General features: G+C 58.9%; 12 protein-coding genes. 7 read left to right on the top strand and 5 right to left on the bottom strand.

The genetic code is table 11. From position 1 onward, the window contains the following. Positions 1-41: 41 nt before the first annotated feature. The 3 genes from GOW56_RS21845 to gloB form a co-directional block, all read right to left on the bottom strand. Entirely contained in the window at positions 42-929 is an 888-nt protein-coding gene (locus GOW56_RS21845; RefSeq protein WP_171206275.1) for a YHYH protein, read from the bottom strand. A 138-nt stretch (positions 930-1,067) separates the two neighbouring features. Beyond that, entirely contained in the window at positions 1,068-3,392 is a 2,325-nt protein-coding gene (clpA, locus tag GOW56_RS14035; protein ID WP_171206274.1) for an ATP-dependent Clp protease ATP-binding subunit ClpA, read from the bottom strand. A gap of 174 nt (positions 3,393-3,566) precedes the next feature. After that, a complete protein-coding gene (gene gloB, locus GOW56_RS14030; protein ID WP_171206273.1) occupies positions 3,567-4,334 on the bottom strand; it encodes a hydroxyacylglutathione hydrolase in 768 nt (255 codons plus the stop codon). A gap of 61 nt (positions 4,335-4,395) precedes the next feature. Here gloB and GOW56_RS14025 point away from each other — a divergent pair, with 61 nt between their 5' ends. From GOW56_RS14025 to GOW56_RS13995, 7 genes are all read left to right on the top strand, one after another. Further along, entirely contained in the window at positions 4,396-5,130 is a 735-nt protein-coding gene (locus tag GOW56_RS14025; RefSeq protein WP_152459015.1) for a class I SAM-dependent methyltransferase, read from the top strand. A gap of 300 nt (positions 5,131-5,430) precedes the next feature. Further along, positions 5,431-5,991 carry a F0F1 ATP synthase subunit delta gene (locus GOW56_RS14020; RefSeq protein ID WP_171118817.1) on the top strand — a complete coding sequence of 187 codons (561 nt, stop codon included), beginning with the start codon at positions 5,431-5,433 and terminating at the stop codon, positions 5,989-5,991. Further along, positions 5,992-7,530 (top strand): F0F1 ATP synthase subunit alpha, encoded by a 1,539-nt coding sequence (gene atpA / locus GOW56_RS14015; protein ID WP_152459013.1) that lies wholly within the window; start codon positions 5,992-5,994, stop codon positions 7,528-7,530. Positions 7,531-7,545: 15 nt separating this feature from the next. Then, entirely contained in the window at positions 7,546-8,424 is an 879-nt protein-coding gene (locus GOW56_RS14010) for a F0F1 ATP synthase subunit gamma (protein ID WP_171118815.1), read from the top strand. An 18-nt stretch (positions 8,425-8,442) separates the two neighbouring features. Then, positions 8,443-9,867 carry a F0F1 ATP synthase subunit beta gene (gene atpD, locus GOW56_RS14005; protein WP_152459011.1) on the top strand — a complete coding sequence of 475 codons (1,425 nt, stop codon included), beginning with the start codon at positions 8,443-8,445 and terminating at the stop codon, positions 9,865-9,867. A gap of 12 nt (positions 9,868-9,879) precedes the next feature. Next, on the top strand, positions 9,880-10,290 hold the full coding sequence (locus GOW56_RS14000; protein WP_171118811.1) for a F0F1 ATP synthase subunit epsilon: 411 nt from the start codon (positions 9,880-9,882) through the stop codon (positions 10,288-10,290). A gap of 114 nt (positions 10,291-10,404) precedes the next feature. Further along, entirely contained in the window at positions 10,405-10,755 is a 351-nt protein-coding gene (locus GOW56_RS13995) for an H-type lectin domain-containing protein (RefSeq protein ID WP_152459009.1), read from the top strand. A gap of 44 nt (positions 10,756-10,799) precedes the next feature. On the opposite strand, the gene rpiB is transcribed toward GOW56_RS13995, so the two are convergent. Together rpiB and GOW56_RS13985 are read right to left on the bottom strand one after the other, a co-directional pair. Beyond that, a complete protein-coding gene (rpiB, locus tag GOW56_RS13990; RefSeq protein ID WP_171206272.1) occupies positions 10,800-11,249 on the bottom strand; it encodes a ribose 5-phosphate isomerase B in 450 nt (149 codons plus the stop codon). Positions 11,250-11,351: 102 nt separating this feature from the next. Beyond that, a complete protein-coding gene (locus GOW56_RS13985; protein WP_152459007.1) occupies positions 11,352-12,371 on the bottom strand; it encodes a ribose-phosphate pyrophosphokinase in 1,020 nt (339 codons plus the stop codon). Between the last annotated feature and the right edge of the window lie 14 nt (positions 12,372-12,385).

Here is a 12,385-nt window from a genome sequence, read left to right as displayed (position 1 = left end):
TGCCTCTTGCCTGGGTAATCTGCGTGATGGGGTCAAACCGATTACCGTCTGCCAAAGCGAAAGCTTTGATCCGGAGTGCCCATGAAACACCGGGGTACCACGGGGTAATCCTCGGTCAGAAAGTACGCATAGGTTCCTGAAGGGTATTCTGCTGAAACGGTGAAGGCGCCGTTGCATTGGTCCAAATTGCCGTGACCCTGAACAAAAACGTAGTCCTCGTTGAAGGTGCCGTCATGCCGCCCGCCCGGCGCAGCGCCACCCGGCCGGTTGCCGGGTTTCAGACGATAGGACGACGTCATTTCGGTCACTTTGCCCCCTACGACGCCAGTGACGGCATATATCGGGAAACCATCTGCGGCATAGCCGATCAAGGGTGAATGCTCGGACGGTGACCATCCCAGCAGCTTGACCAACCCTGTCGGTACACCGTGATAGTGATATTTTCCATTCGGCTGTACATGGGCAAAATTGGCGTCCAATCCCAAGGAAACAGCGCCACCCAAGGCATTGTAGGACCACTCGGATCCGGGGTCGCCATGCCAGAACTCGGCCGCCAGCGGGTCGAACACAACCCCGTTGAGTGACACGCCAAAGTTCCACCCCATTTGCAGCGGTGTGATTGCACCTTTGGCCGTTGGATTTGCAGGCAATTTCAACCTGACCTTCTGCTGTTCGATCCGGTGCGGATTGCCTTGGTTTGGAAACCGGCCAACCAGATGATCAGGAATGCCGTTGCCCGTCACTTTGATTTTTCCGCCTTTTTCTTTCACCAAAGCGCTGCTTTTCCCGGGGTTTTCGGTTGCGGGCACCAACCTCAACGGTTCTGCGGTCGTTTCGTCGTGATAGCGAAACCTGTGCTGTGCAGTTGCCACAGCGGCAACGGCGGATAGGGCAAAGGCGGCGCCCCAGAGGATTGAAATTTTGCTCACGTGTCGATCCCTGTCTTGCGTTCATCATTGAAGATGACACGCAGCAGAAGTCTTTTTCCGTCGCACTTTATGCTGCCAGCAGAGAAAAAGCCCGGCGATGGGGATCGCCGGGCTTTGAAGGAGTTGTCTGTATTTTGGTCAGTCTGCCGTCAACAGAGGTGGTTTGTCTCCTGAAATGCGCCGTTGGTCCGGGCCAAGAATTTCAAGATCCAGTTCGCCTTTCTTGACCGAGACACGAACCACGCCGCCCTTGGCCAACTTGCCGAACAACAGCTCTTCGGCCAGGGGTTTCTTGATGTGCTCCTGGATCACGCGACCCAGCGGGCGTGCACCCATCTTGTCGTCATATCCCTTGTCGGCCAGCCACTCGGCAGCTTTTGGGGTCAGGTCGATGGTCACGCCACGATCCAGCAGTTGTGCCTCAAGCTGTAGGACGAATTTCTCGACCACTTGCAAAATGACCTCTTTCGGCAGCGGTGCGAAGGAGATCACGGCATCCAGACGGTTGCGGAATTCCGGTGTGAACATGCGCTCGATCGCGGCCGTGTCTTCGCCTTCGCGCCGATCGCGACCGAAGCCGATGGCGGCTTTGGCCTGTTCCTGCGCGCCCGCGTTCGATGTCATGATCAGCACCACGTTGCGGAAATTCACCGTGTGCCCGTTGTGATCGGTCAGCTCGCCGTGGTCCATCACCTGCAACAGGATGTTGAACACGTCCGGGTGGGCCTTTTCGATTTCGTCCAGCAGCAACACGCAATGCGGATGCTGGTCGACACCGTCGGTCAGCAGACCACCCTGATCAAACCCGACATAGCCCGGAGGGGCACCGATCAGGCGGGAAACCGCATGTTTCTCCATGTATTCCGACATGTCGAAACGCAGCAGTTCCACGCCCAGGGTATCTGCCAGCTGTTTCGCCACCTCGGTCTTGCCAACCCCCGTCGGACCGGCAAACAGATAGTTGCCGATGGGTTTTTCAGGTTCGCGCAGACCGGCGCGGGCCAGTTTGATCGCACTGGACAGCGCCTCGATTGCCAGATCCTGACCAAACACCACCCGTTTCAGCGATGCTTCGAGGTCTTTCAGCACCAACGCATCATCCTTGGTGACGTTCTTGGGCGGAATACGCGCGATCTTGGCGACAACCGCCTCGATCTCTTTGACGCCAATGGTCTTGCGCCGCTTGCTTTCCGCGACCAGATGCTGCGCCGCGCCGGCCTCATCGATCACATCGATGGCCTTGTCGGGCAGCTTGCGGTCGTTGATGTAACGCGCCGACAGCTCGACCGCCGTCTTGATCGCATCGGCGGTGTATTTGATGTCATGATGCTCTTCGAAATAAGGCTTCAGCCCGCGCAAAATCTTTACGCTGTCTTCTACCGAAGGCTCGTTCACGTCGATCTTCTGGAACCGGCGGCTCAGCGCACGGTCCTTTTCGAAGTGCTGACGGAACTCTTTGTAGGTGGTCGAGCCCATGGTGCGCAGTTTGCCGCCCTGAAGCGCAGGCTTCAGCAGGTTCGAGGCATCCATCGCACCGCCCGAGGTCGCTCCGGCACCGATCACGGTATGGATTTCGTCGATGAACAACACCGCGTCCGGGTGATCCTCCAGTTCGGTCACAACCGCTTTCAGACGTTCTTCGAAATCACCGCGATAGCGGGTTCCGGCCAGCAGCGCGCCCATGTCCAAGGAATAGATCGTGGTATTGGCCAGCACATCGGGGGCCTCGCCAACGACGATCTTGTGCGCAAGGCCTTCTGCGATGGCGGTCTTGCCCACACCCGGATCCCCCACCAGCAGCGGGTTGTTCTTGCGGCGGCGGCACAGCACCTGGATGCAGCGTTCCACCTCATCCGAGCGTCCGATCAGCGGATCGACATCGCCAGCTCGAGCCTTGGCGTTCAGATCCACGCAGTATTTTCCCAGCGCGCTTTCTTTCTGTTCGGCTTCGCCGGATGTGGTCTGGGCGTCTTCTTCCACCTGATCCGCACCGGATACCGAGCGGCTTTCGCCATAGGCAGGATCCTTGGCGACGCCATGCGCGATGAAATTGACCGCGTCGTAACGGGTCATGTCCTGCTCTTGCAGGAAATAGGCGGCATTGCTTTCGCGTTCGGCGAATATGGCGACCAGAACGTTGGCGCCGGTCACTTCGGTCCGGCCCGAGCTTTGAACGTGGATCGCGGCGCGCTGAATGACGCGCTGGAACGCTGCGGTGGGTACGGCTTCGGATCCGTCGATATCCGTGACCAGATTCGAAAGGTCCTCGTCGATGAACTCCACCAAAGTGCTGCGCAACTCGTCCAGATCGACACTGCACGCTTTCATGACGCGCACGGCATCGGGTTCTTCCAGAAGGGCCAGCAGCAAATGCTCTAGCGTTGCGAATTCATGGCGCCGTTCATTCGCAGCCGCCAGGGCCGCGTGGATGGCTTGTTCCAATGTGCTCGAGAATGAAGGCACGCGGGTGCTCCTCTGTCTTGGGTCAGAAGGGGGCGGTTTCTTGGCCGGAACCCCATCCCAACCATGTCCTCATACTATTAGAGTTTGGTTGATCGTGGCCCGGCTTCAAGGGTTTTCTTTCACTTGACAGTCACATTTGTTGTGACCGTGGCCCTGAAGAGGAGCAAATAGGCATCAGAACCGGTCTTTTCTAGCCCGAATTTCGGCAAAAACAGCCTCGGGGTCAGCGCCCACCATACCTAATTTCGCCTGAATCGCCGGATCGGCGGCCCTCAGGAACGGATTTGTGGCCTTTTCAAGGGCCAGAGTCGAAGGAACAGTGGCTTTTCCGGCCGCACGCGCGCGGTCGATATCCGCAATGCGATCTTTCAGGGCCCGGTTTTCGGGATCGACTGTAATCGCGAATTTGGCGTTGGATTGTGTATATTCGTGCCCTGAACAGACCAATGTGTCGTCCGGCAGGGCAGCCAGCTTGTTCAACGAGGCCCACATTTGCGCGGGCGTGCCCTCGAACAGGCGCCCACAACCCAGCGCCATCAGGCTGTCGGCGGTGAACACGGCGAAACTCTGCGGCATGTAGAAAGCGATATGGCCATCCGTGTGCCCGGAAACGTCCAGAATCTGAACCGGTTCGCCGCCGACCTCGAAACTGTCCCCCTCGGTAACTTGCTGATCCAGCGGCGGCAGGCGATTTGCGTCAGCGGCGGCCCCGATGACTTTTGCCGGCTGTTTGGCCAAAATTCCCGCCAGCCCGTCCACGTGATCCCAGTGATGATGGGTCAACAGCACATGTGACAGCGTCCACCCCCGGTCATCCAGCGCCTTCAGGACCGGTGCGGCCTCGGGCGCGTCGATCAGGGCGGTCTGGCCAGTGACGGCGTCATGCGCCAGAAAGGCGTAATTGTCGCTCAGGCACGGGATTGTAACGATTTCAAGAGGCATGGCCTTTTGCCCTTTCATTGCTAGACTACGCCCAGCTAAGCCGATTGACCGGATGTCCGCAATGCATCTTGATGTACAGGATCTGAGGAACTTCTATTACCGCAGCACATTGGGGCGTGCGGCGCAGGCGGCTATTCGCGGGCGTCTGATCGAGCTTTGGCCCGAAGCAAAAGGCCAGACAGTGGCGGGATTCGGTTTTGCGGTGCCTTTGCTGCGCCCTTACCTGTCGGATGCGCGCCGGGTCATCGGGTTGATGCCGGGGCCACAGGGCGTGATGCCATGGCCGGCAGGCATGCCCAACGTTTCGGTCCTGACCGAAGAAACCCTCTGGCCGATCGAGACCGGCCACGTGGACAAGCTTGTGGTGATGCATGGGCTGGAAACGTCGGAACGGCCAAACCAGTTGCTTGACGAATGTTGGCGCGTGCTGGGCCCCGGTGGCCGGGCCGTCTTCATCGTTCCAAACCGGGCGGGTCTGTGGTCACGGTCGGACAAGACCCCGTTCGGGTTCGGGCGCCCGTACTCGGCAACTCAGCTGGAGAACCAGCTCAAGGCGCATCACTTCCTGCCCGAGGTGCATTGCTCGGCCTTGTATATGCCTCCGTCGTTCCGGCGATTCTGGTTGAAATCCGGCAACCTGATCGAAAAGACCGGTCAGCGGATTCCGACGGTGATGGCGGGTGGGGTGCTGATGGTCGAAGTCAGCAAACATATCCGCCCGCCAAGCGGCAGCGTGACCAAGGACGCGGTCAAAAAACCGATCAAGGCGCTGGACGGCTTGCTGAAGCCCGCCTGAGACCCCGGGCAATTTCATGCGAAAAAATGAGGAAAAAAAGTCACAGGAATCGCAAAAACCTGCATATTCGTAACATTTTTCAACTGGGCCAATGTGTTCAAACCGTCGCACTTGCCGTAAGTTAATGAAAAATAACAATTTGTGGATAAATCTGTTACCGCTATAGCGTATTGCTTGGTTGGTTCGGCTCTGCTACATCCCCGGTGATTTTGATCCCCGACCGTCTGGCCGGGGTTTCTTCACGCCCCCGGGGTAGCTGCCGCACGCGAATTCGGGGCCCAAAATATCGGAAGGGTGGACGTGTCCGAACCAGCTTCGATTTCCACTGGCATCGCCGAGCGCTATGCCACCGCGATCTTCGAGATCGCAAAAGAGAACAACGACCTTGCAGGTCTGGAATCCGGCATCAATGATCTGGCAGCCGCGCTGGACGACAGTGCAGAGCTGCGCGACCTGATCGCATCGCCGCTGGTTTCCCGCGCTGAACAGGAAGGCGCGATCACTGCGATCGCAGACAAGATGGGTCTGAACCCCATCCTGCGCAACACGCTGGGTCTGATGGCTCAGAAGCGCCGCCTGTTCGTCGTGCCGCAACTGCTGAAGGTTCTGCGCGACATGCTGGCCGAAGAGCGTGGCGAAGTGACCGCCGAGGTTGCCTCGGCCAAGGCACTGACCAAGACCCAGATGGAAAAACTGTCCAAGACGCTGTCCGAGCGTGTGGGCAAGACGGTGACAATCAATGCGACCGTGGATGAAAGCCTCATCGGCGGTCTTGTCGTTAAAGTGGGCTCGAAAATGATCGACAGTTCGATCCGTTCGAAGCTGAACTCCCTACAGAATGCAATGAAAGAGGTCGGATAAATGGGAATCCAAGCTGCAGAGATTTCTGCAATCCTGAAGGACCAGATCAAGAATTTTGGTCAGGAAGCCGAAGTGGCCGAGATCGGTCGCGTGCTGAGCGTCGGTGACGGGATTGCCCGTGTATACGGTCTGGACAATGTGCAAGCCGGTGAGATGGTCGAATTCCCCGGCGGCATCATGGGCATGGCGCTGAACTTGGAAAGCGACAACGTCGGTGTCGTTATCTTCGGTTCCGACCGTGACATCAAAGAAGGTGACACCGTCAAGCGCACCAACTCGATCGTGGACGTTCCGATCGGTGACGAGCTGCTGGGCCGCGTTGTGGACGGTCTGGGCAACCCGCTGGACGGCAAAGGCCCGATCAACGCAACCAAGCGTGGCGTTGCAGACGTCAAGGCCCCCGGCATCATCCCGCGTAAATCGGTTCACGAGCCGATGGCAACCGGCCTGAAATCGGTTGACGCGATGATCCCGATCGGCCGTGGCCAGCGTGAGCTGATCATTGGTGACCGTCAGACCGGCAAAACCGCCGTTGCTCTGGACGCAATCCTGAACCAGAAAACCTACAACGACGCAGCAGGCGACGACGAGTCGAAAAAACTGTACTGCGTTTACGTTGCAATCGGTCAAAAGCGTTCGACCGTTGCACAGCTGGTGAAGAAACTGGAAGAATCCGGTGCGATTGAATATTCGATCGTTGTGGCCGCAACCGCTTCGGACCCGGCTCCGATGCAGTTCCTGGCGCCCTACGCCGCAACTGCGATGGCTGAATACTTCCGCGACAACGGCCGCCACGCGCTGATCATCTATGATGACCTGTCGAAACAGGCTGTGTCTTATCGTCAGATGTCGCTGCTGCTGCGTCGTCCGCCTGGACGTGAAGCGTATCCTGGCGACGTTTTCTACCTCCACTCCCGTCTGCTGGAACGTTCGGCGAAGCTGAACGAAGACTTCGGCGCGGGCTCGCTGACTGCTCTGCCGGTTATCGAAACCCAGGGTGGTGACGTTTCGGCGTTTATTCCGACCAACGTGATCTCGATCACCGACGGCCAGATCTTCCTGGAAACCGAACTGTTCTACCAGGGCATCCGTCCTGCCGTGAACACCGGTCTGTCGGTTTCGCGTGTGGGCTCTTCGGCTCAGACCAACTCGATGAAGTCGGTTGCCGGTCCGGTTAAGCTGGAACTGGCTCAGTACCGCGAAATGGCTGCCTTTGCGCAGTTCGGTTCAGACCTCGACGCCGCAACCCAGCAGCTGCTGAACCGTGGTGCGCGTCTGACCGAGCTGATGAAACAGCCGCAGTACTCGCCGCTGACCAACGCTGAAATCGTCTGCGTCATCTTCGCGGGTACCAACGGTTACCTCGACAAGATCGATGTGTCCGACGTTGGCCGTTACGAAGCTGGCCTGCTGGCACACCTGCGTGGCAAGCACGCGGATCTGCTTCAGTGGATCACGGACGAAGACCCCAAGATCAAGGGTGACGCGTCCGACAAGATCAAGGCTGCGCTGGACGAATACGCCGCAACCTTCGCTTAAGGGAGAGGCGGGCATATGCCAAATCTTAAGGACCTTAAAAACAGGATCGAGTCGGTCAAATCGACCCGCAAGATCACCAAGGCCATGCAGATGGTCGCGGCTGCAAAACTGCGCCGCGCCCAGGAATCTGCCGAAGCCTCGCGTCCGTATGCCGAACGGTTCAATGCCGTGATGGCAGGGCTGGCGGCTTCGGTCGGGGGCAGCGACAGCGCCCCCAAGCTGCTCCGGGGTACGGGCAGCGATGATGTCCATCTGCTGGTTGTCATGACAGCTGAACGCGGCCTCTGCGGCGGCTTCAACTCGAACATCGCCAAGCTGGCCCGCCAAAAGGCGGAAGAGCTGCGCCTGAAAGGCAAGACAGTCAAGGTTCTGACTGTCGGCAAGAAGGGCCGCGACGCGCTGAAGCGTGATTTTGGCGATCTGTTCGTTGGACATATCGACCTGAGCGAGGTCAAGCGTCTTGGCTATGCCAACGCGCAGGACATCGCGAAGGACATCCTGTCTCGTTTCGACGGGGGAGAGTTCGACGTTGCCACGATCTTCTACTCGAAGTTCGTCAACGTCGTGACCCAGATCCCGACGGCACAGCAAATCATCCCTGCCTCGTTCGAGGACGAAGCGGCGGGTGACGACAGCGGTGCCATCTTCGACTACGAGCCCAGCGAAGAAGCCATTCTGGCCGACCTGCTGCCCAAGGGGGTTGCGACTGCGATCTTCTCGGCTCTGCTCGAAAACGGGGCGTCTGAACAGGGTGCACGGATGTCCGCTATGGACAACGCGACACGCAACGCGGGTGAGATGATCGACAAACTGACGATCCAGTTCAACCGCTCGCGTCAGGCCGTGATCACCAACGAGCTGATTGAAATTATTTCCGGCGCCGAAGCGCTGTAAGAAAACCGGAGACGAAACATGGCGAATGCAAAAGGCAAAGTCACACAGATCATCGGGGCCGTCGTCGACGTGCACTTCGAAGATCAGCTGCCTGAAATTCTGAACGCGCTGGAAACCACCAACAACGGCAAGCGCCTGGTGTTGGAAGTTGCTCAGCACCTGGGTGAAAATACTGTCCGCACCATCGCGATGGACGCGACCGAAGGTCTGGTCCGCGGCGAGGCCGTGACCGACACCGGCGCACCGATCTCGGTTCCGGTCGGCAACGCCACCCTGGGCCGCATCCTGAACGTGGTTGGCGAACCGATCGACGAAAAGGGCCCGGTCGAAGCCACCGAAACCCGCGCCATCCACCAGCCCGCGCCCGAGTTCGACGAACAGTCGACCGAGTCGGAAATCCTGGTGACCGGCATCAAGGTCGTTGACCTGCTGGCCCCTTACGCCAAAGGCGGTAAGATCGGCCTGTTCGGCGGTGCCGGCGTTGGTAAAACCGTTCTGATCATGGAACTGATCAACAACATCGCAAAAGTGCACTCGGGCTTCTCGGTGTTCGCGGGTGTTGGTGAACGGACCCGTGAAGGGAACGACCTGTACCACGAGATGATCGAATCGAACGTCATCAAACCCGACAACCTGTCGGAAAGCCAAGTGGCCCTGGTTTATGGTCAGATGAACGAGCCTCCGGGTGCGCGTGCACGTGTTGCTCTGACCGGTCTGACCTTGGCCGAGCAGTTCCGCGACCAGTCCGGTACCGACGTTCTGTTCTTCGTCGACAACATCTTCCGCTTTACGCAGGCGGGTTCCGAGGTGTCGGCTCTGCTGGGTCGTATTCCTTCGGCGGTGGGCTACCAACCGACACTGGCCACCGACATGGGCGCCTTGCAGGAACGCATCACCTCGACCAAGTCGGGATCGATCACTTCTGTTCAGGCGATCTACGTGCCTGCGGACGACCTGACCGACCCTGCGCCGGCAACCTCGTTTGCCCACCTTGACGCGACCACCGTCCTCAACCGTGCGATCTCGGAAAAGGGTATCTATCCGGCCGTTGACCCGCTCGACTCGACCTCGCGTCTGCTTGATCCGGCCATCGTTGGAGAAGAGCACTACAAGGTTGCGACCGACGTTCAGCAGATCCTTCAGCGCTACAAGTCGTTGCAGGACATCATCGCCATCCTCGGCATGGACGAACTGTCGGAAGAGGACAAACTGACCGTGGCCCGTGCCCGTAAGATCGAACGTTTCCTGTCGCAGCCGTTCGACGTGGCCGAGGTATTCACCGGTTCGCCCGGCGTTCAGGTTCCTCTGGATGTGACCATCGCGTCGTTCAAGGCCGTTGTGGCCGGCGAATACGATCACCTGCCCGAAGCGGCCTTCCTGATGGTTGGCGGCATCGACGAAGTGATCGCCAAAGCGGAGAAGATGGCCGCAGAAGCCGCCTAAGGAGTATCCCTGATGGCAAACACGATGCAATTCGACCTCGTCAGCCCCGAGCGGAGCCTTGCTTCGCTTCAGGCGAGCGCGGTCCAGATTCCCGGCGCGGACGGGGACATGACGGCAATGCCCGATCATGCCCCCACCATCACCACGCTGCGCCCCGGTCTGCTCAAGGTCGAGGCACCCGAAGGGTCCAGCGAATACCTGGTCACCGGCGGGTTTGCCCAGATCAACGGCGACAGCCTGTCGGTCCTGGCCGAAAAGGCCATCCCGGTGGATGAAGTGACCCGCGCGCATCTGGACGAGCTGATCGAAGACGCCCGCGCCTCGCATGAGGCAGCCAAGGGTGGCGATGATCAGACCATCGTCGACGACGCGGCCAAGCTGCTGGCTGACATGGAAGCCCTAGGAACACATATGAGCCTGTAACGGGCCCACCGGTGAAAAATTTGAGCGGCCTCGCAATTGCGGGGCCGTTTTTTTGTCGTGCTTTTGCCGAAATGCCGGGGTAAGTTGCGGGAATTCAAGAATAATGATGATAAGATGAAAAAGTTTCTAACCCATCCCATTGGAATTGAGCAGGGTGAAGATGTCCTGTTCTCGGAGTTTGCTGAAGGCGGCGATATGTGGACCGGGCAGGGGCCGCGTGAACGCCGCACACACATTCGGTTCAAAGAAGCATTTCGGACCCCGCCCGTGGTGCAGATCGGGATCTCGCTGTGGGATGTCGACACGTCCTCGGCGCTGCGCGCAGAGGTTCAGGCCGAACATATCACCGCCGAGGGTTTTGACGCAGTATTCCGGACCTGGTCCGACACTCGGATTGCCCGCATCCGGGCAAGCTGGACCGCGATAGGAGAGGTGGCACACCCGGACGATTGGAATATTTCCTGATCCGGGTTCGCCATGTTTTCAGGCGTTTGAACGATTGATTGGGCTCAGTCGTCCTGCGCTTCGATCATGTCCACGCGCGTGGCGTGGCGGCCGCCTTCGAATTCGGCACACAGAAACGCGTCAACGATGTCCAGCGCCAGACCTTCGCCGACAACCCGCGCACCAATCGACAGCATGTTGGCGTTGTTGTGCTGGCGGATCATGCGGGCCGAGAATGCGTCTGAACAAACGCCACAGCGAATGCCAGGCACTTTGTTTGCAGCCATCATGATACCCTGCCCAGTGCCGCAGAGGACGATACCCAAGCTGCAATCGCCCGAGGCAACGGCCTGCGCCGCGGCCTTGCCGTGCTTGGGGTAATGGGTGCTTTCCGGGCTTGTCGGGCCGATATCAACCACGTCCCAACCTTGCTGTGCGATGTGGTTGGCCACGGACTGGCGCAGCTCGATCGCCGCGTGATCGCTGGAAAGAACAATACGTTTGTTGGCAGTCATGGAGGTGATTCCACTTGTATCGCCGATCGCGCCCCATGGTCAGATATCCGCGCAATCGGTATTTCAGATATCAGGGGCGACATGTTCGGTCGCCCCTGTAGCTCAATCCATCTGGTACATGGATTCGTAGATCGGGGTCAGCGTCTTGTCTTCGAACAGCGAAGACACACTGGTTCCGTTCCAGATGTTCAGGATCGCCTGGGTGAAGATCGGCGCAGTCGGAACGATGCGGATATTCTTTGCCTTCAAAATCTCTTTGGTCGGCTGGATCGTATCGGTCAGCACCAGCGACTTCATGACCGAGTTCGTCACCCGCTCGACCGCGGGGCCGCTCATGACGCCATGCGTGATGTACGAATGAACTTCCTTGGCGCCGTTGTCCAACAGGACCTGCGCGGCCTTGCAAAGCGTTCCGGCGGTGTCACACATGTCGTCGACGATCAGGCAGATCTTGTCCTTCACATCCCCGATAACGGTCATTTCCGCGACTTCGCCTGCTTTCTCGCGCCGCTTGTCAACGATCGACAAGGGGGCGTTGATGCGCTTGGCCAGTTCACGGGCGCGCGCCACGCCGCCCACGTCGGGTGAAACCACCATGATCTCATCCAGATTGTCCTTGAACTGGTTTTTGACATCCAGCGCAAAGATCGGCGAGGCGTACAGGTTGTCGACGGGCATATCGAAAAAGCCCTGAATCTGCGCGGCATGAAGATCCATCGTCAGAATCCGCTCGATCCCTGCGCCGGTCAGCATATTGGCCACCAGCTTGGCGCTGATGGGCGTGCGGGCCTTGGTGCGGCGATCCTGGCGGGCATAGCCGAAATACGGGATCACGGCCGTGATCCGCTGTGCAGACGAACGGCGCAGTGCGTCGGCGATGATCAGCAGCTCCATCAGGTTGTCGTTGGCCGGGTTCGAGGTCGGCTGGATGATGAACATATCCTCGCCGCGTACGTTCTCGAACACTTCGACGAAGATCTCGCCGTCGTTGAACCGTTCGACGCGTGCATCGACCAATCCCTGGTCGACACCGCGATACAGGCTCATGCGGCGTGCGATGGTTTCGGCAAGTGGAAGGTTGGCGTTCCCAGCGATAAGCTTGGGTTCGTGAAGTGTCGGCATCGACTGAGGTCCCC

Source organism: Ruegeria sp. HKCCA0235A, assembly GCF_013033235.1.
In the GTDB taxonomy this organism is placed as follows: domain Bacteria; phylum Pseudomonadota; class Alphaproteobacteria; order Rhodobacterales; family Rhodobacteraceae; genus Ruegeria.
The sequence above is the reverse complement of the archived record's forward strand: the minus strand, read 5'-3'. Positions and strand labels throughout refer to the sequence as shown.